This window comes from Methanobrevibacter sp. YE315 (genome assembly GCF_001548675.1).
Classification (GTDB): Archaea; Methanobacteriota; Methanobacteria; order Methanobacteriales; family Methanobacteriaceae; genus Methanocatella.
In genome coordinates this window covers 1,736,311-1,760,181 of the sequence record NZ_CP010834.1, presented here as the reverse complement: position 1 = coordinate 1,760,181, position 23,871 = coordinate 1,736,311, and the positions used below count along the sequence as shown (strand labels likewise).

Sequence of the window (23,871 nt, the reverse complement as noted above, 5' to 3'; positions counted from 1 at the left end):
AAGATAAAATGATTCATTTTAAGTTTTTTGGATAAAATTGGCCATTCGAATATAATAAATAAAAAAAATCGTCAATTGAGAAATTATTGTTTAATTTAATTAAATTTATTTATATCTTTATATAAACTTAATTTTATAATACAGTTAGGTGTTAATATGAGAAATATTATTGTCGTTGATTGTATATCTACAGGAATTAATTTTATTGGAGATATTATTAATAGGGGTTTTAATCCAATTGTTTTAGAACTGAAGTCCGCTGCTGATCCGGAATTATATCAAGCAATGCTTAAACATAATTATGATGAAATAAATGAAAAATTTGACATGATTTATGAAAAGGATACTTATGAAGAAACGCTTGAAGAGGTTCGAAAAGCAGATCCTGTATTGGTATTGCCGGGCAATGAACATGGTGTTATATTAGCATCCAAATTGTCTAATGATTTGGGCCTTTTATGCAATCCTATTGAAAATCTGGATGCAATGACATTAAAAAATGAAATGCATAATAGATTGGCTGAAAAGGGACTTCGTTATATTAGGGGAAAACCTGTTCGTTCTGTAGATGAGGCTATCAAATTTTATGATGATGAATCTTTAAGTGAAGTGGTTATCAAACCAGTATACAGTGCGGGTTCTGACGGTGTGCGCATTTGTACAAATAGGCAGGAAATGATAGACTCCCTAGATGATGTATTCAACAGGAAGAATTATTATGGTGATGACATCGATGAAATCTTAATTCAGGAACGTATTAAGGGTGAGGAGTATATTGTGAACACTGTTTCTTGTCAGGGATTTCATCGCGTAACTTTAATCTGGAAATATCATAAAGTAAAAACCAATGAAGGGGCCATAATCTATGATACTGTAGAAACCATTAATGAATTGGGTATTGCTGAAGCTGAAATGGTTGAATATGCTTATAAGGTGGCAGATGCACTTGGTATTGAATATGGGCCAATTCATGGTGAATATATGATTGATGAGGAGGGTCCTGTACTTATTGAAGTTAATTGCCGCCCATGTGGTGGACATATGCCTGCTAAATTTTTAGATAGGATTTCAGGTCAACATGAGACTGACAGTATTCTCGATTCCTATTTGAAACCTGTTCGTTTCTTTGAAAAGGTAAAACAAAGATATAGGCTGCAGGCTCATGGGGCATTAAAAATGTTCATTGTTCCAGAAGACATTATAGCCAAATCTGCACCTATGGTAAGTATTAGTCCTAACCTAAAAAGTTTCTTCAAAGCCGATTTTGCTGAAATGGCCAAAGAAGGAATATTTTATGTTAAAACTGAGGATTTGGATTCAAATTGCGGCATCATTTACTTGGTTAATGAAGATAAAAGTTTGCTAAAAGATGATATCAGTTTTTTAAGAAGCTTGGAGAAATATGCTTTTGCATTGGTTTTAAGTCCTGAATTAGAAAAAATTAAAGATTTGGATGAAGACAAATTAAAGAATGACCTTAAAAATGTGGCAGATTCCATTGAAGATTATGGAACCGGACTTTTAATAACAGACCAATTTTTAGATACTGATAGTATCCATCAAGTTGCTATAGAAGACCTTGCTAATGTTAATGATGAATTTGATTATGTAATAGTTAATTTAAATAAAAGTATAGTTGAAAAACGGGATGATCTTACTGTGGAAGTTCTTTTGGGTATTTTAAAACGTATTAAAGTTGGGGGAATCGTTTTTGTTCCTGAAACCACATATGAATATGTTCCAGGTCAAAGAAAAGGTATTGAAGCATTAATGTTGGATTTGGATTTGAGAATTGAGGTCCCTCCTTATGGAATTGATGCTGGCGTTATTGCTTCAAAAAATGTAATTAGTTAATGCTGCAATTGTATTAACTACTTATTAATTTTAGAAAAAGAGTTTCTTTATTTTGGGAATAATTAAACTCTTATTAATTTCTTTTTTTTATTTTTTAATGACAGTTTCATGTATATTCTTATTTTAAATGAGTTTAGTTTAATCTTATGTGTGATGTTAATGTAATTTAGCTATGGTTATCTTCAATCATTTTATCATGATGCTGATTTAATGAATCGCCTTATAAATTAAAAAGAGGTTTTTTATATTTCATTTTTCTAATATTATATCATGTCATTATCTAAAAAAATGCTGAGAGATATTAAGCTCAACAAAACACAGTTTATTGCAATATTCATGATGGCATTTTTAGGTATTTTCGCTTTCACTGGCATTTGTAGTGAATACTATGGATTAGAACAGACCAGTGATAGTTTTTATGATGAAACAAACCTTGCTGACGGTTGGATTTACGATATTGATTTTGATGATGCTGATTTGGATGAAATAAGAAACATCACTACCGAAGCTGAAAGGGTGTTTGTAGTTCAATCGGTTGGTGATTTTGATAATGACCCGGATATTACTCTGCATTTTGTTGAAAACAACACGATTTCCAAGTTTTATCCAAGTGAAGGTTCCGATTTTGATATAGATGATGAAGACGGTGTTTGGCTAGATAAGCGATTTGCCGATGCTAAGGATTTAGGAATTGGAGATAACATAACTTTCGAAATAAATGGGATGGAACTGGAAAAGGAGATTAAAGGAATTGGTTATTCTCCGGAATATGTTTATGAAGCATCACCTACTTCAATAATACCTGATTTTGGAGATTTAGGATTTGCATACTTGTCTTACAAGGCATTTCCAACTGATGTTAAGTACAATACATTGCTTGTTAAATATAACCAATCAGATAGTGACTTTAAAGAAAAATTGAATGATTCAATCGAATATCTGTCATTTACAAAAAAGGAAGACCATTCTAGTGTAGCTCAGTTTCATGAAGAAATGACTCAGCATAAAATGATGGGAGATATTTTCCCGATTTTATTTATTCTAATTACATTCTTAACACTTTTAACAACAATGACACGGATTGTAACTCTTCAGCGCACTCAAATAGGTATTCTGAAGGCTGTTGGATTTAGGGATAATATAATAATATTGCATTACATATTATATGGATTCATACCAGTTTTGATAGGATCCGTTCTGGGTTTGATTACCGGACCTATGGTAATTCCACAAATGTTTTATCCAACAATGAGTTCACGTTATACGTTGCCTTTTTGGGAACCCGGTTTTGACATGAGTTTTGTATATATTGTCATATTGCTTGTTGTTTCATCCGTTATTGTAACATATTTGACTTGTAGAAATATTTCAAAGGAAAATCCTGCAAATACAATGAGGCCAAAGGCTCCTAAAACTGCATCAGCGGGGTTAATTGAAAAATCAAAGCTTTGGAAACGTTTAAGTTTTAATTTCAGATGGAACTGGAGAGATGCAAAAAGAAATAAGTTCAGGGCATTGATGGCAATAATTGGTGTTATGGGCTGTGTAGCATTGTTAATTGCGGCATTTGGTATGAATGACAGTATGAATGATATCAAAACCTGGGAATATGAGGATATAAGTCATTTTGAATCAAAATTGGTAATAGCCAACAATCCCTCCTTAAGCGAGTTGGATGATATTTTGGATGATACAAACGGCAGTTTTATCATGCAGATGCCGATTGAAATTAAGGCAAATGATATGGAAGACACGGTTTTGGTTTTAGCATCGAATAACACGGATTTAATATCTTACACGGACAGCAATAAAAATCCTATTGAAATTAAGGAAGGCAAGGTTTCTATCTCAATTAAACTTGCAAATAAGTTTAATCTGAGCGTTGGTGATGAGATCAAATGGCATATTGTTGGAAGTGATGATTGGATATCTTCAAAAATCGGCCAGATTCATGCAGAACCTGTTTCACAAGGTTTAATAATGTCTCCGGATACTCTTGAGGATGAAGGTTTGAATTTCACACCAACAAGTATTTTAACCACTGAAAAATTTGACAACGATTCTGATTCAATCAAATCAGTTACAACCCTGGAGTCAATGGAGGACAGCTGGACTGAAATGACCTCTTCAGTCATGATGATGGTTTCTGTTGTAACTGTCGTTGCGGCCGTTTTAGCTATTCTAGTTCTTTATAATTTGGGAATCCTATCATTCACAGAAATGGAGAGGGAAGTTGCAACCTTAAAAGTATTGGGCTTTAAAACCAACTTCCTTAGAAGATTGTTATTAACTCAAAACTTGGTATTTACAGCCATTGGATTTGTATTGGGAATTCCATTGGGATTCTACTTCATGACTCTAATGATGGATGCTGCAGGCGAATCCCTATATTATGTTCCGACATTAACTTGGGGAAATATTCTTTTAACCGCTGCAATAACTTTTTCAATTTCAATTATTGTTAATCTGATGTTTTCAGGCAGGATTAAGGATTTGGATATGGTTGAAGCACTTAAAGATGTTGAATAGTGGTTGCGTCAAGAACAAATAGTATTAATTTTTATATAACTTATTTTAATATTAAAGTCATAGAAGGTGATAACATGATTAGGGATATCATCGGATATGTACTTGGATTAATTATTTTCATAATTGGAATTCCTTTTGTTATGTATTTAGCTTCAGGAAGTCCAAGTTTAGCACAAATTACTTCAATCCAATGGATTTTATTTATTTTATTAGCTATTTTTGGAATTGGATTAAGTATTTGGTCAATTGTTTACATGAAAAATGTGGGTAATGGCAATCCGTTTGATGCATTTAATCATGAAGTGGCGCCAAGGACTACTTCTTTGATGATTGATGGGCCTTATGGAATCTGCAGAAACCCAATGCTTTTAGGAGTATTTGTTTATCATATTGGTGTTTTGATTGCATTGTTTTCTTTCGGAGCTTTATTAATTTTCGTAATCGAAATTATAATAATGAATGTTCAAGTTAAGAGGGAAGAGCAACGCCTAATGAAAGATTTTGGAAAACAATATGATGATTATATGAAAAAGGTTAATAGATTCTTGCCAAGATTATGAGGTGGTTATAATGAACAAAAAAATATTGATTGCAATTTTAATTGTAGCTGTAGCTTTTTTAGGATTTATTTCAGTATATGCGGATAATAACTCTTCTGGTGATGCGAACAGAACAACTTTGAATGTTTCTTCAGAAGGACCTATTAAACTTTCCAAGCTTGTAAATGAGATTAGAACTCATGAATATTACAAAGGTTATGACAACGAAACACTTGCATGGATGGAATCCTTGGGGGAAAAATATGTATGGGTTTCTAATGATGGATTTGTAATCATGGATAACGTATGGGATTCCAATAAGATTCCTTCAGCTTATGTCTGCGATGCATATTTCCGGGAAATATTCTCATGCAAAGTATTGGAAAATCATACATTAGTTAAGGGCAATCATTCCAAAGATGTGGTGCTTGTAAATAATGTTGAATTCATCAAACAGGAAGATTATTATTATGAGGTTTAATTTATTGAGGTGAAAAAATGGAAGATGTATATGAATGGAAAGGATTAAACGGACAGCTTGTAACATTTAAAAAAGAGGTTGGGGATGCTCAAAAAATTACTTATATTGGATCTCCAGGAGTCTGCACTCCATTTGCAGAGTTTCTATCTTATGCAGTGAGAGATAAAGAAAACCATTTCATTCCTTTATTGGATATTGATGAATGCCATGAATTTGAATCCAAGCCATATGCTATGGTGCTTAAAGATGAAGTATCTGACCCTCACGACTCTGATGTTGTTGTCTTGTTGGGAGGCCTGTCAATGCCTAAATATGATGTGGATACTGAAGAGTTAACTGCATTAGTCAAAGACATTTTAAAGGAAGATGGCATGCTTATGGGTGTTTGTTTCATGGACATGTTTACTAAAGCGGGCTGGCTGGAGAAGGTCGATTTTGATTGTGTCATCGATGGGACATTAATAGGTGTGGTTAAAAAATAGTCATTGTGAGGTTTTTGAAATGAAAAATAAAAGTATTATTGCAATCGTAATTTTACTTTTAGCTATTTTATCATTAGTTTTAGTCTATTCGATTGATGATACTAATGGTTCTGAAAATAGAACAGATTTGGAAGTCTCATCTGAAGGCCCATATCCTTTATCCAGGGTTATTGAAGACATCAAAACTGGATCTTATTATGAAGGATATGATAATGAAACACTTGCATGGATGGAGTCATTGGGAAACAAGCAGGTCTTTACGGGTAATGGCACAATTGTTGTAATGAATAGCTATGATGCGGGTAAAATTCCATCAAAGTTTGTTACCGATGCATACATAACGGTCTCTATTAAATGCACAGTATTGGAAAACCATTCTTTAGGTGATGTCAAGTATCCTAAGGATGTTCTGCTTGTTAAAAACGTAGATTATCTTGGTGAAGAGATTCATTACCTTCAAGGTAGCTAATTTAAGCTTTTTCACCATTTATTTTTTTACAATAACATATCACAATATCATGATATGACAACATTTAAATACATAAACATATCATAATATCATTATATAATATATGTGATGACTATGGAAAATAATAATCTTGAAAACAACAATGAGGATATGTGTGAAATATTCGACTCTCATGAAGATGTTGTCAGTCGTGTAAAAGAGCGCATACCTGACGAAACTGAATTCGCTGATTTATCAGAATTCTTCAAAATATTCGGAAACCCTACAAGATTAAAAATTATTTCTCTACTTTGCATAGAAGATTTATGTGTTTGCGATATTTGCGAAGCGCTTGATTTGAATCAAACCACAGTTTCAAATCAATTAAGAATATTGCGCGCAAATAATATTGTCAAATATCAAAAAGAAGGTAAAATGGCAAGATATTCACTTACCGACCTTCATATTGAAATGATTTACAAAGTAGGTTTGGAACATATATTAGAATAATTTTTAATTGGTGATAATATGGTAGAGAATAGATGTTATGATGCGGATTGTACAGATGAAAACTGCCACAATCCAGAACACTTCAATTACATCTGTTTGGATCCAAACTGTGATGAAATTCACTGTGAAAACCCAGATCATTATGATAAACAATTATTAAGAGATTATCAAAAAAGCACTGATTTAAGCGTTTATGACCACAGAGAAGAAATTGATTACGATGAAGACGTGGATATAAATCTATGTGCTTGTCCAGATTGCGCAGATGATGACGATCATGACCATGTTCACGACCATGGACATTCTCATGACCACCATCATGACCATGAGCATGAGCATCATCATGATCACGAGCATGAGCATTCTCATGACCACCATCATGACCATGAGCATGAGCATCATCATGACCATGAGCATGAGCATCATCATGACCATGAGCATGAGCATCATCATGACCATGAGCATGAGCATCATCATGACCATGAGCATGAGCATCATCATGATCACGAGCATGAGCATTCTCATGACCACCATCATGACCATGAGCATGAGCATCATCATGATCACGAGCATGAGCATTCTCATGACCACCATCATGACCATGTTAAAGAGGATGTTTGCCATGATGATGATTGTGGCTGTCATGACCATGACCATGACGATGATGTTGAATTTAGTTTATGCGCTTGTCCAGATTGTGCAGATGACGATGACCATGGGCATGACCACGGTCACGAACATGCACACGGTGATGGGGAATTGTTAGCTGAAGGAAAACCATTGATTGCAAACAGACCGATCCAAATCATCGTTGCAAGCGGTATTTTATTTGTTCTAGGCCATATCTTTGAATGGTTATCATTTGACCCTACAATCGTAACTATAACATATATGATTGGTGCAGTAATTGCAGGCTATGAAATAGCTATTTTAGCATATAAATCATTAGTTAACAGACATACTATTGGTCCTGCAATGTTAATGTGTATCGCTTGTGTCGCATCATTCATTATTGGACATCCTGAAGAGGGTGCTGCGGTTACTTTCCTTTATTATATTGCAGAATTTTTAGAAGACTATGCCGAACATAGAGCCAAACGTTCAATTAAGTCATTAGTTGAAATCGCTCCAGATACTGCAAGAGTAAAAGTAGGGGATAAGGAAGAGATTAGGAATGTTGACGAAGTGGATATCGGCGACATTGTCATTGTAAAACCTGGTGATAAGGTTCCTTTAGATGGTGAAGTTATTTTGGGTTCCTCTTCAATTAACCAGGCTTCCATTACTGGTGAAAGTGTTCCAGTTTTAAAAGAAGTCGGGGATGAAGTATTTTCAGGAACTGTAAACGAAGACGGATATCTGGAAATTAAGGTAACCAAGGCGGCAAAAGATTCAGTTATCTCAAAAATCGTAACTTTGGTTAAAAGGTCACAACTCAACAGATCTGAAACAGAAACTTTAGTCGAAAAAGTGGCTAAATATTATACTCCAATCATGATGGTTGCAGCAGCATGCGTTGCATTTATTCCGCCATTTTTATTTGGTCAAAATCTGGTTGATTGGGTTTATAAAGCTCTTTCACTGCTTGTAATTTCATGTCCATGTGCATTTTTAATTTCAACACCTGTCGGAATGGTGTCTGCAATTACTTCCGCCACAAGGAATGGTGTCATTATTAAAGGAAGTACTTATGTTGAAGAAATGCGTAATGTTAAAGCAGTAATCTTTGATAAAACAGGTACTTTAACTGAAGGAAAATTAGTATTTAGTGAAGTTAAAGTTTTAGATGAAAATTATTCAGAGGATGAAATCGTCAAAATCGCATCTGCTTTGGAATTCCAATCTTCCCACCCAATCGCTCAGGCAATTGTAAACTACGCTGATGAAAACAACATCATTTTTGATGCTATCGAAGACTTTAAAAATGTTCCTGGTAAGGGAATTGTTGCTAATATCAATGGCGAACAGTTCTATGCCGCCAATGAGTCCTTGATTGAAGGAAGCTCCTTTGACATTTCAAGAGAGGATATAAATAGATATTCTGCTGAAGGAAAAACTGTTGTTTTCATTGGAAATGCTGAAAAGGTTATTGGTTTGATTACAGTATCCGATAAGATTAGGGCTAATGCTTCTGAAGTCATTGCCGATTTAAAGGATAAGGGTGTTGAAACCGTAATGCTTACCGGGGATAATAAGATGGCGGCCAGAAAAGTCGCAAATGAAATTGGCATTCAGCATGTTTTCTCCGATCTGCTTCCTGAAGACAAACTGAATATATTGGACACTATTAGAAATAAATTTGGAGATGTCGCTATGGTTGGTGATGGTATCAACGATGCGCCGGCTTTAGCACGTGCAAATATTGGTATTGCAATGGGTGCTGCAGGTTCTGATGTAGCTATCGAAACTGCAGATATCGCATTGATGCAAGACGATATTTCTAAACTACCATATCTATTTGCTTTAAGCCATAAGACAATGGGTATTATTAAACAGAACATCACTGCAGCTATTGCAGTTAAATTATTATGTGTTGTACTTGCAATTTTGGGTATTATCACATTGATGATGTCTGTTGGTTTCGGAGACTTAGGTTTAACATTGCTTGTTATCTTAAACTCCTTTAGAATTGGAATGGTGAAAGATCCACTATTCTAATCTTTTTCTTTTTTTATATTTTTGAGTAATTAAAATCTTGAATTTTTTAATAATTAACTTTATATTTTAATAGTTTTTAATTATAATCTATGTTAAGCAATGATTCATCAAATGTAGATATAATGTTGGGTAATCCTAAAAAAGCATTGATAAAAATGTCTATACCATTGATTATTTCACTGCTTATCACTAGTTTTTATAATTTAATTGATGCTGCATGGGTGTCTGGACTTGGAGCCGATGCACTTGCGGGTGTTGGATTTTTCACACCAATATTCATGATTCTAGTTGGTTTTGGAAATGGTTTGGGCTCAGGTGCGGCTTTTGCAATTTCAAAATATGTCGGCGAAGAAAATAAATTAAAAGCGGACAATGCATCTGTTCATTCTATTATTATAGATATTATCGTTTCATTAATCGTAACTATTTTATTGCTTGTTTTTTTAAATCCAATTTTAAATGCAATGGGTGCAGGCCAAACAATCGGATACGCTACAGATTATGGGATTGTAATTCTTTTAGGGTCTGTTTTTATAATTCTTTCTAATGCATTATACGGTATTTTTAGAGGTGAAGGTGATACTACTCGTCCGATGTATGCAATGATTGCATCAGCTATTTTAAACATGATTTTAGACCCAATTTTTATCTATACTTTAAATCTAGGTGTTAAAGGTGCAGCTATTGCGACAATCATTTCAGCAATATTTGTGATTTTTATTCTGATTTATTGGTTTTATATTAAAAAAGATACATATTTGAAGCCTAATTTAGCTAATTTCGATTTTAAAAAAGATATTTCAATAGATGTCATTAAAGTCGGCATTCCTGCAAGCATCCAACTTTTAAATAATGCATTTTTTGCAGCTGTCTTTTCCGCGCTTTTGGCTTATGTCGGTTCAACCGATTCGGTGGCGGTTTATTCAACTGGCTGGAGAATCGTGACTATTGGAACAACACCCCTATTAGCTATCGGAACAGCTTTGATTAGTGTCATTGCCGCCAATTATGGTGCCAAAAACTATAAGAATATCCAAATAGTCCATAGATATGCCATGAAAGTATCTATAATAATCGCAATATTTGTAGCTATTTTGACTAATGTCTTTGCAGGGGATATTGCTTCTATTTTTGCTTCATCAGGGAGTAGTGCCAGGATTTTAGGAGAACTTACCAGTTTTCTCTCATGGATTGTAATATATTATCCAACAATGGCAGTTGGTGTTGCTTCAACTTATGTTTTTCAAGGTATTGGAAAAGGAATTACTGCGATGTTTCAAACAATAATGAGGGAGACAGGTTTTACAATATTTTTCGCGGTTTTATTAGGTGTTGTTTTAGGTTATGGTGTATGGGGAGCTTGGATGGGTATTGTTTTGGGTGAAGTTGTTTCAAATAACATTACGATGATTTGGGCGGATTGGCAAATTAAAAAATTAATGAATATTAATGGTTAAACACCATTAATATCTTTTAAATAAATTACTTCATCACAGATTGTATCTACAAGAGGCATATCGTGACTTACAAGTAGCATTCCCATATTTCTTTTTTTCACAATATCAATAACTGAAGTTATGATTTGTACTTGTGTGATTGCGTCAAGCATTGTTGTCATTTCATCAGCTATTATAAATTGTGTTTTTGGGTTAAGGGCTCTTAATACGGAAAATCTTTGAAGTTCTCCTCCAGATAGTTCTTGTGGAAATCTGGTAAGCCAACTTTTTTGAATACCAAATTCTTCTAAAAGAGCATCATCAGGCATCCAGGATTCTTCTAGAACAGCAGACATTTTCCATTTCGGATTCATTACTTTCTCAGGATGTTGAAAAATTAACTGAACTGGACAATACTCTTTTAAAGGCAATTCTTTACCATCTAATGTAACGTTTCCTTCATACTTAGTAACATAACCGGAAAGTATTTTACATAATGTAGATTTCCCACTGCCGCTGTCGCCAACCAAACCTGTAATTTTAGTGTTGTCTAGCTGTATGTCAATATCCTTTAATATGTATTCTTTAGATGAAGGATATTTGAATGAAATGTTTGTTGCTTTAAGTTCCATTTTATATTCCTCCTTCATATTTAAAGCATCTGACTTTTTTGTTACCCAAGTCAATTAATTCAGGTCTTTCTTGTTTGCATCTGTCAAATCTCATTTCGCATCTGTCGTAGTATGGGCACCCAACTGGGATTTCTCCGTGTAGTGGCTGGTGTCCTTTTGTTAGTTCGAATCCGTTTGCTGGTAGTGCCTTATAAAGTGCTTTTGTGTATGGATGTAGCAGGTTTTCTCCGTCTCCAGTGAAGTCTTCTTTTAGTGCGATTTCGATTACGTATCCTGAGTAGAATATTCCTATTCTGTCAGCTACTTCTAGTGCTGCGTGGATGTCGTGTGTGATGAGTAGTACTCCTATTCCGTCTTCTTTCATGTGTTTGAAGTGGTTTAGTGTTTCTTCGACTGTTTTTTGGTCGAGTCCTGGTGTTGGCTCGTCTGCTACAACTAGTCTAGGGTCGGATAGTAGTGCTGTTGAAACAAGTACTCTTCTTGCCATCCCTCCTGATAGTTGGAATGGGTACATGTCATCTACTTCTGATCCTAGGTTGTAGTGCTCGAAGATTTCTCTTTGTTTTTGTTTTTTTGCTTTTTTCTCTTCGTCACTTTCGGTGTGTCCGATTGCTTGGTCTGATATTTTCATTAGGGGATCTAGGAAGTTCACGGATTGTGGCACGAGTACTATGTCTTTTCCTCTGATTTCTTCTTTGTCTTCTTGTGATAGTTCTTTGCCTTTGTATTTGATTTTCCCGTTTAAGTTAGCGTTTTCTGGTAGAATTCCGAATATTGCATGTGCGAGTAAGCTTTTTCCTGATCCGCTTGAACCCAATACTGCCAATATTTCACCTTCAGATATATCCAGGGTTAAATCGGTGATAACTTTTAAATCCCTTTGATTTAAACCTTGAGTATATTGAATAAATGAAATTGAAACATTTTCCACATCTAATAATTTCTCCATTTTATCACCTTATTCATTAGCGCTTGTTGGGTCTAATAATTTTTTAATGTTTTCTCCAGCGATATCGAATAATAATACTAAGATTAACAATGCTAATCCTGGGAACAATGCCAACCACCAGTCACCGGTTGCAAGGTATTTCATTGATTCTGATAAGATAATACCAATTGCAGGTTCATGAGGTGATAAACCGAATCCTAAGAAGGTTACACTTGCTTCGTGCATGATTGCATGAGGGAAAATTAAAATTGTTCCGACAATAATCTGTGTAATAACTAATGGCAATATATGCTTTCTTGCAATCCACAATTTTGATTTTCCAAACCTTTGAGATAGTTTCACATAATCAGAAGTATTAATCTGTTTAATTTCAGCTCTTAATACTCTTGCAAGGCTAGTCCAGTGAGTTACTGCAACACCCATTGTGACACCGAATGCTCCACCACCTAAAGCAATTGAGATTAATATAATTAATAGAATATGTGGAATTGATAAGAACAAATCAATTAACCAAGACATTAATGAGTCTAAATATTTGTTTATACTTCCCATAAGTGCCATTGCAATTGCAATAATACTGCTTAATATTGATGCGCCTGTTCCAATTTGAACACTTAATCCTAAACCTTTTAAAGTACGGGTAAACATGTCTCTACCCATCCAATCAGTTCCAAATAAATGTTCAAAACTTGGTGGTTGATTCATTATTCTGAAATTTGTTGTTATATCATTAGAATTGATGAATAAACTTGAAATTACTACTAATAGTAATATTAAGACTGTTAAAGCAATGGTTAATAGTGTTTTTTGCCTCAAATTCATTCTTGAAAGGGGATTATAACTTTTTCTATTAGGATTAACCATCATCTTCACCTTCCTTAATTCTTGGATCAACAAAGTTGTAAACAATATCTGCTATTAAATTACCGCAGTAAACAAATATTGCACTAAAAATTACAATTCCCAAAAGTAATGGCACATCACTTCTAAGACCTGCGGACACCGCTGCTTGTCCAATTCCAGGATATGTAAATATCTGTTCAACCAATACGGCTCCACCAAATAATTCTGAAAATCCTAAAAATTGTAATGTGATTGCAGGAAGTAATATATTTCGTATTCCATGTCTTTTTATAATATCCCAACCCCTCTCACCTCTTGCTTTTGCAAATAGGAAGTAATCGCTGTTCATTACTTCAATTAATTTATCACGAGTATATAAAGTAATTGAAGCCACTCCAACAATACTTAATGTGACCATTGGCAATATTAGACGGTTTAACCATTCCCAAAATGTAACATGTTCACTTAAAGTTCCTATTGGAACACCTAATCCACTTGGGAACCATCCTAGATATATACTAAATACCATAAGCATTATTAATGCTATCCAAAATGCAGGTGCGGATTGTAATATGTAACAATATACTTTTATTGCTTTGTCAATTATTGTATCTTTTTTAAATCCTGCTACAACTCCTAATAAAAATCCTAAAACTCCAGAAAATATCCAAGAAGTTATCATTAATACTAAAGATGCAGTAAATCGTTCTTTAATCACATCAATTACAGGTATTCTAAAAATTAATGAAGTCCCTAAATTTCCTTGAAGAACATTCCCTAACCAATTAAACATTTTAGTTGTAATTGGTTCATTCACTCCCCAGTAGGCTTCTAATTTTGCGATTTGATCTGCAGATATGATTACATTACTGATATATGTTTTTACAGGATTGATAGGAGAAAAATCAATTAGTATGAAACTTAATAAAATGACAAAAACAAGTAATATAAAAAATCTCACGATTTTTTTTCCTAAAAATTTTAACAATTTTTCATAATTAATCATATAATAACTCCTAAAAAGGGAAAAAGAGAATGAGTTAAATATGAATTCAACTCATTTTAATTTAAATTTTTATTTTTCAATAGATGATACACGATGCCAATCACAGATGTTGGAGAAGATGTCTCCACCGTGTGGTTGGATAAGTGCAGTGTCTTCGGATATGTCTAAACTTTTATCTACGAAGTATCCGTATTTGATTTCGCCAACCCATAACCATGCTGCATCACCTTTAGGTGAAATACCAGTGTTTCCATCCCAAGATACTGCAGACCATTCAGCGAATGAAGCATTACGTTCCATTCCCATTGCTGTATCAATGTGTTTATCAACAACACTGTTATTGTAGTGTCCAGGGTTACCAACACCATCTACGAAACTTTGACTGTAGTATTTACCTTTCATATCTGATGGGTCAGTGGAACCGTATCCCCATACAACAAGGTCACTGTATTCATGCTTATAGATTTCATCCCATTCAGCACCGGTTGCATTAACTTCAATTCCAAACTGTTTTGCTTGTTCAGCAACCATAACTGCAATTGCTTGTCTTTCTGGTGCAGATGCGGAGTAGTATACGTTAATAGATGCTTTTGTACCATTTTTTTCTACAATTCCATCGCCGTCGGTATCTTTCCATCCAGCATCACTTAGGATTTGTTTAGCTTTTTCAACATCACCGTCTTGGATTGTTGCGTCTTTATTAGCCCATGGTAATGTATGTGCAATACCATCATAGTTAGGTACTCCAATACCATTTAATGCTCCTTGAGCAATTTGAGTTCTGTTGATACCATAATTCAATGCTTCTCTTATGGCTTTATCAGCAGTAATATTGTTTCCAACTGGTGCATCATCTATTTTTTCACCAGTATTGTTAGTGATAGGGAATGACATACCTCTTACGTCAATAGTATCGAGTAATTTCATGTCATATCCATCAACGGTTTCGTTAGCGAATGCTAAAGGTACAGCAGCTACATCAACTTCTTTATTTTTAGCAGCATTAAATGCAGCTTCGTTTTGTTCAAATAAAATTGTTAACTTATTAAATTCAGGTTGTTTTCCATAGTAATCAGGATTTTTCTCTAAGATTACTTGTTGACCTTTATCCCATTGTACAAATTTATATGGTCCTGAACCAACAGGATTTGATCCATAAGTTTCATTGTTGTATGAATCGGAAGGTACAATACCTAAATATGCAAGTTTATCGACAAATGTTGAATCAGGAGTATTTAATTTAAATTTAACAGTATTTTTATCAACTGCAGTTGCATTTTCAAATGAACCAAAGTCTAATTCACTTGTTCCATTATTTTTAGCCATATTATATGTAAATGCAACATCTTCAGCATCTAATGTTGTGTTATCAGTAAATTTAACGCCATCTCTGATTTTGACGGTATATTCTGTAAAGTTGGCATTTGATTCCCAACTTGTTGCCAAATCATTTTTATAGGTCATATCTGGTGTCATTTTTAACAGTGTTGATTGTATCAAAGGTTCTGCTAAGTAGTTCCACCCAAGAATCGGATCAAAACCAGATTCAGGTTCTCCTCCGTGACTATAAGCAGCAACTACAAGTTCATCGTCAGCTCTTTGTGTAGAAGAACCGCCCATAAGGACGGCTCCAGCAACAATAGCTATTATGGCTACTGCTGCAATCCCAATTAAAATCTTTTTATCCATTTTTTGTCTCCATTAAATAAAAATTAATTGTCATAATTATTTGTTTATTTTTATTACTATAATTAATAACAATTGATAATAATTTATTATTTTATAACTATTTAAATATTCCTAAAAAAAGTATTACTATTTCATTAAATCTATAAAAAAAGTATTAAATGTATAATTTTTCATGATTTTTTAGAACATATTTTATTACTAATTTTAAATTTAGTTAATTATATGTATTAAAATTTAATTTTGGTGTGGTTGTTTGTTTAATAAAAAAGATAAATTTTAAATATTGTTGATATCCTTTAGATATATTCTATCATCACAGATAGTGTCAACTAAATCCATGTCGTGACTTACAAGTAAAAATCCCATTTTTCTTTCTTTTACTATTTTTAATACGGAATCTAAGATTTGTACTTGAGTAATTGCATCAAGCATTGTTGTCATTTCATCAGCTATTAAGAATTTTGTATTTGGATTTAATGATCTCATCACTGAGAATCTTTGAAGCTCTCCACCGGATAACTCCTGTGGAAATCTGGTAAGCCAACTTTTTTGAATACCGAACTCCTTTAAAAAATCATCCGGCACATCCCAGGATTCTTTTAATACTTGATCCATTTTCCATTTCGGATTCATTACTTTTTCAGGGTGTTGATATATTAGTTGGACCGGTTTAAATCCTTTTGTAGGGAGAGGATTTCCATCAAATGTTACACTACCTTCATATTTTGTAACATATCCTGAAAGTATTTTGCATAATGTTGATTTCCCGCTTCCACTGTCTCCAATTAATCCAATTATTTTATTATTGTCCAATTCTAAGTTAATGTCTTTCAGCAAATATTTTTTTGCAGAAGGATATTTGAATGAAATGTTTGTTGCTTTAAGTTCCATTTTATATTCCTCCTTCATATTTAAAGCATCTGACTTTTTTGTTACCCAAGTCAATTAATTCAGGTCTTTCTTGTTTGCATCTGTCAAATCTCATTTCGCATCTGTCGTAGTATGGGCAACCTTCAGGGATTTCTCCGTGTAGTGGCTGGTGTCCTTTTGTTAGTTCGAATCCGTTTGCAGGCAGTGCTTTGTAAAGTGCTTTTGTGTATGGATGTAGTAGGTTTTCTCCGTCTCCTGAGAAGTCTTCGGCAAGTGCGATTTCAATTACATATCCTGAGTAGAATATTCCGATTCTGTCAGCTACTTCTAGTGCTGCGTGAATGTCGTGTGTGATGAGAAGTACTCCTATTCCATCATCTTTCATGTGTTTAAAGTGGTTTAGTGTTTCTTCGACTGTTTTTTGGTCGAGTCCCGGAGTCGGTTCGTCTGCAACTACTAGTTTGGGATCGGATAGTAGTGCTGTTGAAACAAGTACCCTTCTTGCCATTCCTCCGGAAAGTTGGAATGGATACATGTCATCAACTTCAGGTCCTAGGTTATAGTGTTCAAAGATTTCCCTTTGCTTTATTTTTTTCTGCTTTCTTTCTTCGTCACTTTCGGTGTGTCCGATTGCTTGGTCTGATATTTTCATTAATGGGTCAAGGAAGTTCACGGATTGTGGCACGAGCACTATGTCTTTTCCTCTGATTTCTTCTTTGTCTTCTTGTGATAGTTCTTTGCCTTTGTATTTGATTTTCCCGTTTAAGTTAGCGTTTTCTGGTAGAATTCCGAATATTGCATGTGCGAGTAAGCTTTTTCCTGATCCGCTTGAACCCAATACTGCCAATATTTCACCTTCAGATATATCTAGGGTTAAATCGGTGATAACTTTTAAATCCCTTTGATTTAAACCTTGGGTATATTGAATAAATGAAATTGAAACATTCTCCACATCTAATAATTTTTCCATTAAATCACCTAATGAATTTCAAATGATAAGTTTTAAATATTAATTTGTATCTTATTAATATTAAAGTTATTCAAAATTTACAAAAAAGTATTACTAATTGGATAAATTTTTTTACATAAGTAATACTTTTTTCTGATTGGTGTTTGCCATGAATGTTACTATTAAAGAATTAAGTAAAAATTCAGAACAGATTAAAGATGTTCAAGAATTTTTATTTAAAATGATAAAGAAAGAATTTGGCTATGATTATGTTCCGGAGTGGCATCAGGACATTATAGAAATTGATGAATATTATATCAATCCCGAAAGGAACAATTTTTATGTTGCATATTTTGAAGAAACTGGTGAAATCATAGCTACAATTGGTATAAGATCTTATGATAAGGATTTTCCAGAATTCAGACATCTTTACTCAAAAGACACTACTTCCAGTATTTGGAGGTTATTTGTTGATGAGAGATGTAGGCGTTGTGGTTTAGCTTCTAAAATGTTTAGTGTGGCTGAAAATTTTGCAAATCAGGTAGGTTACAATGACATTTATTTGCATACTCACAAAAATTTAGATGGAGCTCTTGAATTTTGGACAAAGATGGGTTTTGTTGTTGCATTGGATGCAAATGATGAATTGGAAACAGTCCATATGGATAAAAAAATTCAAGGTTTGGAAATTAATCCTTCAGATAATACTATGTCTTATGCTGTAAAATTATAGTTTTTTTATATATTTTTGTGTATGTGGACATGCAAAGATACATTTTCCACATACGGTATCTGCTTTTCCTAGATTTTCTTCTGAAATTTTCAGAGCATATTTTTCACATTTCTTATCATCATAAAAGTCATTTCTCTTAAGGTTATAATTCCAGTTTAATCCGCTTATGGCTCCTCCAAAGCATGCGTCCTTACATTCCATGCATTTTCCGCATTTTGATTTTAAAATTGGTTTTCCGATATCTAAGGGAGCATCTGTCAGAACTGATGATAATCTTAGGGCTGATCCGTAATTTTTTGTGGTAAATAATGCCGATTTGCCAATCCATCCAAGGCCCGCACGTGTTGCTATTGTTTTATGGGGCAATTCAAATGAATTAAACTCACCAAAATCACTTCCCAATCTCTTTTTTGTTTGTGCATAAGCATTAAATCCTTCATCGATTAAAAATTCTTCACATTTCATCCCAAGTTCATCTAATCTAGAATTCAAACTAATCAATTCTTTAAGATATTCCGGAGTGGGGGCATTTTGCATATTTCTTATTATCTCTTTTGGATAGGTTATATAAAAAACAACTCCATTGTTTAATCCATTTTTCGGTGTAAAATTTGTTATATCAGCAAAACCTACTTCCGTTGCACCGTTATTCAAAAGATAGTTTTTAAGTTCAAGAGATAGATTCATGGCCGAATATTTGCGATTAATCATATTTATAGTTAATTAAGTATTACTTTTTAGTGTGTCATTTATTTTAGTTTTGTATTATTTTAAAGTTTTATCATATAATATTTTCTTAAAATGGCATTTAATAATTTAAGGGTTCATTCATATTTTTAGTTATTTTTTATTATTTTTTTCATATTAAAATCAAATTTTAAAAGTAATAAATATCTTTTTATATTTATGTGTGTAATATATTACATAATATTAAAATAATTATAAATAGTATTACTAATCACTTATTATTATGTAAAAAAGTAATACTTTTATTTTAATAGGGTATTTAATTTTATGGTGAAAAGTTATGGATAAAAAAACAATGATGATTATTGGTGGTATTGCTGCTGTTCTTGTTGTTGTTGGTTGCGCTTTAGCATTTATGGGAGGTTCACATGATGAGGATCCTACCCATTTGACTGTAGCGGCACACAGTAACATTAAAGAACCTGAAGCAGGTTTCAGCCCTCTTGTTGGATGGGGTTGCGGACACCAAAACTACAATCCTTTAGTACAAAGCTGTTTATTTAAAACAGATAAGAATGGAAGTATTGTTCCAGACCTCGCTACTGGATATTCAATCAGTGGTGATGGGAAAACATGGACAGTAAATGTTAGAGATGACGTTAAATTTTCAGATAATTCCACTTTTGATGCAGAAGATGTAGCATTTACATTCAACACTGCAAAAACTACTGAATCTGAATTGGATTTAACAAATATTGCAAACGTTACTGCAGTAAATAAAACTACTGTTAAATTTGATTTAGTTGAACCTAGATCAACATTCATTTATGATTTAAGATATGTTGGTATTGTTCCTTCTGATTCATATGACAATACCACTTATGGTGAAAACCCAATCGGTACCGGACCATATGTATTGGACCACTGGGATAAAGGTCAACAAGCAATATTCAAAATAAACGATAATTATTATGACCAAAAACCTTACTTTACTCAAATTACCTTATTATTCCCTGAAGAAGCAACTTGGTTAGAATTGGCAAAATCCGGTGATGTGGATGTAGTTCCTGTAGCAACTTCCGCATTGAACCAAACTGTTGATGGATACCAATTTGTTGAAAAATCAGCTGGTAGAGCACAAGGTATATCCTTCCCTTATCAAAATGACACTGGAGAAACTTGGAACGGAACTGTCAAAATCGGTAATAATGTAACTGCTGATAAAGCAATCAGAGAAGCATTAAATGTCGGTGTAAATCGTCAAACTATGTGTGATGACATATTTGCAGGTCACGCTAGTCCAGAATATACCAGTGTAGATACAAGAGCTTACGCAAACCCTGATGCTAAAGTCAAAGATGGGGATGTCGCTCAAGCTAAACAAATTTTAGCAGATGGTGGATGGAATGATACTGATGGTGATGGAATCGTTGAAAAAGACGGTGTAAAAGCATCATTTGATTTATACTACCCACCAGATTACCTTGACAGACAATCTCTAGCAACAGTATTTGCTGAACAAGCAAAAGACATTGGAATTGAAGTAAACTTAGTTGGTGCTGACTGGGATACTATTTATAATAACATGTACTCTTCAGCAGCAGTAATGCAACAAACTTCTCCAGACCCATATAAATCCATCTATCAACAATATCACAGTAAAGACGCTGATGGATTCTACATGAACCCAGGCTTATACAACAATACTGCTTCCGATAAATTGATGGATGATGCAATGCACTCCAGTGACCTAAATGCAGCTAACACATTATGGTCTCAATCCGCTCTCGCTAACGGCGGAGGTTGGGGTCCTGCTGGAGATGCTCCATTTGCATGGTTAGTAAACTATGACTACAACTACTTCATTAAAGATGGAATTGACATTGGTCAGCAACCTGACGGTTTAGGAAATGATATATTAATTAACATCTGTGAATGGACTAGAACCAATTCCACAGCCAATTAAATATTTCTTTTCCTTTTTTATTTTTTTTAAAAATTTTCAAGGGGGTTTATTTGTTTGAACAAAAATCAATTATTAAAGTTTTTCGGCTACAAGTTGGTACGTTTTATAATATTAATAATTGTAGTTGCAATTTTTAGTTTTATACTATTAGATTTATCCCCTATCGATCCAGTTAATGCTTATTTAAGACAAGCTGCAGTATCAGAAGCACAAAGGCAAATTCTTCAGGAATATTTCGGTACTAATGTTCCGTTAACCACTAAAATTTTCCATTGGTTAGTTGACCTTGTACATTTTGATTTAGGAACTTCCTTAATATATCGTGCACCTGTTATTGATATTATAATTGACAAGGCTTCCGCTTCCATTGTATTGATGGCTATTTCATGGTTATTAAGTGGAATCATCGGTTTTGCAATGGGTGTTGTTGCCGGTAAGAATAAAGGATCATGGATTGATAAAGCGGTGAAAGTTTACTGTTATGCAATTCAATCCGCACCATCTTTTTGGGTTGGAATGCTTGTTTTAATGGTATTCGCTGTTTATTTAGGATGGTTCCCAATAGGATTTGGTGTTCCAATTGGTGTAAAGAGTACTGACGCCACATTTATGGAGTGGGCATCAAGATTGGTATTGCCTACACTAACATTGAGTCTAGTTGGTTTAGCGCCGATTGCAATGTATACACGTAATGAACTGATCCAAGTGTTATCCTCTGATTATGTATTGTTTGCAAAATCAAGAGGTGAAAAAGGTTGGGATTTAGTAAAAAATCATGGAATAAGAAATATTCTGTTACCTGCTGTAACATTACAATTTTTATCTTTCAGTGAATTATTTGGAGGGGCAGTGCTTGTAGAACAGGTATTCTCATATCCTGGTGTTGGGCAAACTGCAGTAGCCGCTGGTCTTAACAGTGATGTGCCTCTATTTTTAGGAATTGTAATATTCAGTGCAATATTTGTATTTGTGGGTAACTTGCTTGCGGATTTATCTTACTATCTAATCGATCCAAGAATCAAGGAGAGTGAATTTAATGATTAAGAAAAGGCAAACTGATGATAAAAAACAGTGGTTTTTATACCCTGCAAATCTCAGGACTAAAACCCTTGTCATTATCGCTCTTTCAGCATTAGTTATTCTAGTAATATTTATTTGCGGTTTTTTTATTAGAGATATTCCGACAAGTTTCATTAGTGCTAATCAAATGCCTTCATTTGAGCATATTTTCGGTACCGATTGGATGGGACGGGATATGTTTCAAAGAACCGTTGCAGGTCTTGGATTAAGTATTATGGTAGGTTTCATTGCATCAGTAATAAGTACATTTATTTCTATTATTCTCGGATTATTCTCAAGTTTCAATAAATTTGCAGATGAAGTTGTTGCAGGTATCATTGACTTGTTCGGTTCAATACCTCACATCCTTTTAATCATTCTTGTTTCCATCATGTTTGGTGGAGGAGTTATTGGTGTTGTTATGGGTGTTGGACTAACACATTGGACACCGCTTGCAAGAGTTTTAAGATCCGAAGTAAAGGAAATCAGAACAAAGGAATATATTCATTTAGCAGAAAATCTAGGTAAATCAAAGGTGTGGATTGCAACTAAACACATTCTCCCATTAATCGTTTCCCAGATTATAGTTGGGGTGATTTTAATGTTCCCTCACGCGATTATGCACGAAGCAGCAATTACATTTTTAGGATTTGGTTTACCTCCTCATGAACCTGCTATTGGTGTTATTCTGTCTGAGTCTATGCATTATCTATCTTCTGGATATTGGTGGTTGGCATTCTTCCCTGGTATGTCATTATTAATTGTTGTGTTATTATTTGATTTCATTGGGGAAAATGTTGAGAAATTGCTTAACCCGGAAACTGCTCAAGAATAAGGGAAATTTTAATAATTTCTCTATTTTATTTTTTTTTAAAATTTTTAAGTGATATTATGGATTTTACAATCAAAGAACTAAATGATGATCCTTTAGAAATTGAAAATGTAAAGGATTTCCTATATGGTCAAATAAGAAAGGTATATGATATCGGGCCCACTCCCGAATTTCATTATGATATCGATGGGATAGATGAGTATTATATTAAACCTTCTCGCAATGCATTTTTTGTAGTTTATTACGAGGATAAAATTGTTGCAACGGCAGCTATCCGTGCTTATGATAAGGATTATGAGTTTTTTAGAGGGATTTATTCAAAAGAGGATACTGCAAGTGTTTGGCGTTTAATGGTTGATGAAGAATATAAAAGACGTGGAATAGCCAGGAGTCTTGTAAATGCAATGGAAGAATTTGCAAAAAAAGTAGGTTATACTAGAATATATCTGAATACTCATAGGTATCTCGATGCTGCATTGGCTTTTTGGGAATCAATGGGTTATGAGATAACTGTCGAGGAAGATGACTATGATGAAACAAATCATATGGTGAAGGTTTTGAATTAAAATCAGTCTCTTTTAATGTTTAGTAGTATTATTTTATAAAAAAGTATTACTTATTATATAATTCACTTATTTTCTTCTATTTCTTAATTTATCATTAATTAATTCTTAAAAATTAATTTTAAGATTAAATAAGTCTTTAATCAATTGTAACTT

At 33.7% G+C, this 23,871-nt stretch carries 22 protein-coding genes; 14 read left to right on the top strand and 8 right to left on the bottom strand.

Going from position 1 to position 23,871, the window contains the following annotated elements; all coding sequences use genetic code 11:
• Window positions 1–156 precede the first annotated feature (156 nt).
• The 9 genes from TL18_RS08060 to TL18_RS08020 all read left to right on the top strand — a co-directional run bounded on the left by TL18_RS08060 (window position 157) and on the right by TL18_RS08020 (window position 10,958).
• Window positions 157–1,854 (top strand): ATP-grasp domain-containing protein, encoded by a 1,698-nt coding sequence (locus TL18_RS08060; RefSeq protein ID WP_067044028.1) that lies wholly within the window; start codon window positions 157–159, stop codon window positions 1,852–1,854.
• Between the two features lie 270 nt (window positions 1,855–2,124).
• Window positions 2,125–4,383: an ABC transporter permease gene (locus TL18_RS08055; RefSeq protein WP_067044025.1), complete on the top strand. Its 2,259-nt coding sequence runs from the start codon at window positions 2,125–2,127 to the stop codon at window positions 4,381–4,383.
• 74 nt (window positions 4,384–4,457) lie between these two features.
• Entirely contained in the window at window positions 4,458–4,943 is a 486-nt protein-coding gene (locus TL18_RS08050; RefSeq protein WP_067044023.1) for an isoprenylcysteine carboxylmethyltransferase family protein, read from the top strand.
• Window positions 4,944–4,953: 10 nt separating this feature from the next.
• Complete coding sequence (locus TL18_RS08045; protein ID WP_067044021.1) at window positions 4,954–5,403, top strand: hypothetical protein; 450 nt, start codon at window positions 4,954–4,956, stop codon at window positions 5,401–5,403.
• Between the two features lie 17 nt (window positions 5,404–5,420).
• Window positions 5,421–5,885: a DUF2124 domain-containing protein gene (locus tag TL18_RS08040; RefSeq protein ID WP_067044018.1), complete on the top strand. Its 465-nt coding sequence runs from the start codon at window positions 5,421–5,423 to the stop codon at window positions 5,883–5,885.
• 19 nt (window positions 5,886–5,904) lie between these two features.
• On the top strand, window positions 5,905–6,354 hold the full coding sequence (locus tag TL18_RS08035) for a hypothetical protein (protein ID WP_067044015.1): 450 nt from the start codon (window positions 5,905–5,907) through the stop codon (window positions 6,352–6,354).
• 114 nt (window positions 6,355–6,468) lie between these two features.
• The gene (locus TL18_RS08030; RefSeq protein WP_067044012.1) at window positions 6,469–6,843 is read left to right on the top strand and encodes a helix-turn-helix transcriptional regulator; all 375 of its coding nucleotides are present in this window, start codon (window positions 6,469–6,471) and stop codon (window positions 6,841–6,843) included.
• Window positions 6,844–6,861: 18 nt separating this feature from the next.
• Window positions 6,862–9,501, top strand: a complete 2,640-nt coding sequence (locus TL18_RS08025; RefSeq protein WP_067044009.1) for a cation-translocating P-type ATPase — start codon at window positions 6,862–6,864, stop codon at window positions 9,499–9,501.
• Between the two features lie 89 nt (window positions 9,502–9,590).
• The gene (locus TL18_RS08020) at window positions 9,591–10,958 is read left to right on the top strand and encodes an MATE family efflux transporter (RefSeq protein WP_067044006.1); all 1,368 of its coding nucleotides are present in this window, start codon (window positions 9,591–9,593) and stop codon (window positions 10,956–10,958) included.
• On the opposite strand, the gene TL18_RS08015 is transcribed toward TL18_RS08020, so the two are convergent.
• From TL18_RS08015 to TL18_RS07985, 7 genes are all read right to left on the bottom strand, one after another.
• On the bottom strand, window positions 10,955–11,569 hold the full coding sequence (locus TL18_RS08015) for an ABC transporter ATP-binding protein (protein WP_067044004.1): 615 nt from the start codon (window positions 11,567–11,569) through the stop codon (window positions 10,955–10,957). The two genes, TL18_RS08020 and TL18_RS08015, sit on opposite strands and share 4 nt — an antisense overlap.
• 1 nt (window position 11,570) lies before the next feature.
• The gene (locus TL18_RS08010) at window positions 11,571–12,518 is read right to left on the bottom strand and encodes an ABC transporter ATP-binding protein (RefSeq protein WP_067044000.1); all 948 of its coding nucleotides are present in this window, start codon (window positions 12,516–12,518) and stop codon (window positions 11,571–11,573) included.
• A 9-nt stretch (window positions 12,519–12,527) separates the two neighbouring features.
• On the bottom strand, window positions 12,528–13,382 hold the full coding sequence (locus TL18_RS08005) for an ABC transporter permease (RefSeq protein ID WP_067043997.1): 855 nt from the start codon (window positions 13,380–13,382) through the stop codon (window positions 12,528–12,530).
• Window positions 13,375–14,367 (bottom strand): ABC transporter permease, encoded by a 993-nt coding sequence (locus TL18_RS08000; protein ID WP_067043994.1) that lies wholly within the window; start codon window positions 14,365–14,367, stop codon window positions 13,375–13,377. The genes TL18_RS08005 and TL18_RS08000 overlap by 8 nt, the downstream gene beginning before the upstream one ends.
• Before the next feature lie 69 nt (window positions 14,368–14,436).
• A complete protein-coding gene (locus TL18_RS07995; protein ID WP_067043991.1) occupies window positions 14,437–16,056 on the bottom strand; it encodes an ABC transporter substrate-binding protein in 1,620 nt (539 codons plus the stop codon).
• A 276-nt stretch (window positions 16,057–16,332) separates the two neighbouring features.
• A complete protein-coding gene (locus TL18_RS07990; RefSeq protein WP_067043988.1) occupies window positions 16,333–16,947 on the bottom strand; it encodes an ABC transporter ATP-binding protein in 615 nt (204 codons plus the stop codon).
• Window position 16,948: 1 nt separating this feature from the next.
• Window positions 16,949–17,896, bottom strand: coding sequence for an ABC transporter ATP-binding protein (locus tag TL18_RS07985; RefSeq protein ID WP_067043985.1), 948 nt, complete (start codon window positions 17,894–17,896; stop codon window positions 16,949–16,951).
• 148 nt (window positions 17,897–18,044) lie between these two features.
• Here TL18_RS07985 and TL18_RS07980 point away from each other — a divergent pair, with 148 nt between their 5' ends.
• Entirely contained in the window at window positions 18,045–18,608 is a 564-nt protein-coding gene (locus tag TL18_RS07980) for a GNAT family N-acetyltransferase (RefSeq protein ID WP_067043982.1), read from the top strand.
• Here TL18_RS07980 and TL18_RS07975 read toward each other — a convergent pair.
• On the bottom strand, window positions 18,603–19,319 hold the full coding sequence (locus TL18_RS07975) for a 4Fe-4S double cluster binding domain-containing protein (RefSeq protein ID WP_156064641.1): 717 nt from the start codon (window positions 19,317–19,319) through the stop codon (window positions 18,603–18,605). The two genes, TL18_RS07980 and TL18_RS07975, sit on opposite strands and share 6 nt — an antisense overlap.
• A gap of 316 nt (window positions 19,320–19,635) precedes the next feature.
• On the opposite strand from TL18_RS07975, the gene TL18_RS07970 reads away from it, so the two are divergent.
• From TL18_RS07970 to TL18_RS07955, 4 genes are read left to right on the top strand one after another with little or no spacing between them, the layout of a single operon-like run.
• On the top strand, window positions 19,636–21,261 hold the full coding sequence (locus tag TL18_RS07970) for an ABC transporter substrate-binding protein (RefSeq protein ID WP_067043976.1): 1,626 nt from the start codon (window positions 19,636–19,638) through the stop codon (window positions 21,259–21,261).
• Window positions 21,262–21,315: 54 nt separating this feature from the next.
• On the top strand, window positions 21,316–22,305 hold the full coding sequence (locus TL18_RS07965; protein WP_067043973.1) for an ABC transporter permease: 990 nt from the start codon (window positions 21,316–21,318) through the stop codon (window positions 22,303–22,305).
• Window positions 22,298–23,155: an ABC transporter permease gene (locus TL18_RS07960; protein WP_067043969.1), complete on the top strand. Its 858-nt coding sequence runs from the start codon at window positions 22,298–22,300 to the stop codon at window positions 23,153–23,155. The genes TL18_RS07965 and TL18_RS07960 overlap by 8 nt, the downstream gene beginning before the upstream one ends.
• 56 nt (window positions 23,156–23,211) lie before the next feature.
• A complete protein-coding gene (locus TL18_RS07955) occupies window positions 23,212–23,718 on the top strand; it encodes a GNAT family N-acetyltransferase (protein ID WP_067043966.1) in 507 nt (168 codons plus the stop codon).
• Window positions 23,719–23,871: the final 153 nt, after the last annotated feature.

Bases quoted from the DNA above. Each gene is read 5' to 3' on its own strand.
- TL18_RS08060 (WP_067044028.1), top strand. From the start codon at position 157: ATGAGAAATATTATTGTCGTTGATTGTATATCTACAGGAATTAATTTT.
- TL18_RS08055 (WP_067044025.1), top strand. From the start codon at position 2,125: ATGTCATTATCTAAAAAAATGCTGAGAGATATTAAGCTCAACAAAACA.
- TL18_RS08050 (WP_067044023.1), top strand. From the start codon at position 4,458: ATGATTAGGGATATCATCGGATATGTACTTGGATTAATTATTTTCATA.
- TL18_RS08045 (WP_067044021.1), top strand. From the start codon at position 4,954: ATGAACAAAAAAATATTGATTGCAATTTTAATTGTAGCTGTAGCTTTT.
- TL18_RS08040 (WP_067044018.1), top strand. From the start codon at position 5,421: ATGGAAGATGTATATGAATGGAAAGGATTAAACGGACAGCTTGTAACA.
- TL18_RS08035 (WP_067044015.1), top strand. From the start codon at position 5,905: ATGAAAAATAAAAGTATTATTGCAATCGTAATTTTACTTTTAGCTATT.
- TL18_RS08030 (WP_067044012.1), top strand. From the start codon at position 6,469: ATGGAAAATAATAATCTTGAAAACAACAATGAGGATATGTGTGAAATA.
- TL18_RS08025 (WP_067044009.1), top strand. From the start codon at position 6,862: ATGGTAGAGAATAGATGTTATGATGCGGATTGTACAGATGAAAACTGC.
- TL18_RS08020 (WP_067044006.1), top strand. From the start codon at position 9,591: ATGTTAAGCAATGATTCATCAAATGTAGATATAATGTTGGGTAATCCT.
- TL18_RS08015 (WP_067044004.1), bottom strand. From the start codon at position 11,569: ATGGAACTTAAAGCAACAAACATTTCATTCAAATATCCTTCATCTAAA.
- TL18_RS08010 (WP_067044000.1), bottom strand. From the start codon at position 12,518: ATGGAGAAATTATTAGATGTGGAAAATGTTTCAATTTCATTTATTCAA.
- TL18_RS08005 (WP_067043997.1), bottom strand. From the start codon at position 13,382: ATGGTTAATCCTAATAGAAAAAGTTATAATCCCCTTTCAAGAATGAAT.
- TL18_RS08000 (WP_067043994.1), bottom strand. From the start codon at position 14,367: ATGATTAATTATGAAAAATTGTTAAAATTTTTAGGAAAAAAAATCGTG.
- TL18_RS07995 (WP_067043991.1), bottom strand. From the start codon at position 16,056: ATGGATAAAAAGATTTTAATTGGGATTGCAGCAGTAGCCATAATAGCT.
- TL18_RS07990 (WP_067043988.1), bottom strand. From the start codon at position 16,947: ATGGAACTTAAAGCAACAAACATTTCATTCAAATATCCTTCTGCAAAA.
- TL18_RS07985 (WP_067043985.1), bottom strand. From the start codon at position 17,896: ATGGAAAAATTATTAGATGTGGAGAATGTTTCAATTTCATTTATTCAA.
- TL18_RS07980 (WP_067043982.1), top strand. From the start codon at position 18,045: ATGAATGTTACTATTAAAGAATTAAGTAAAAATTCAGAACAGATTAAA.
- TL18_RS07975 (WP_156064641.1), bottom strand. From the start codon at position 19,319: ATGATTAATCGCAAATATTCGGCCATGAATCTATCTCTTGAACTTAAA.
- TL18_RS07970 (WP_067043976.1), top strand. From the start codon at position 19,636: ATGGATAAAAAAACAATGATGATTATTGGTGGTATTGCTGCTGTTCTT.
- TL18_RS07960 (WP_067043969.1), top strand. From the start codon at position 22,298: ATGATTAAGAAAAGGCAAACTGATGATAAAAAACAGTGGTTTTTATAC.
- TL18_RS07955 (WP_067043966.1), top strand. From the start codon at position 23,212: ATGGATTTTACAATCAAAGAACTAAATGATGATCCTTTAGAAATTGAA.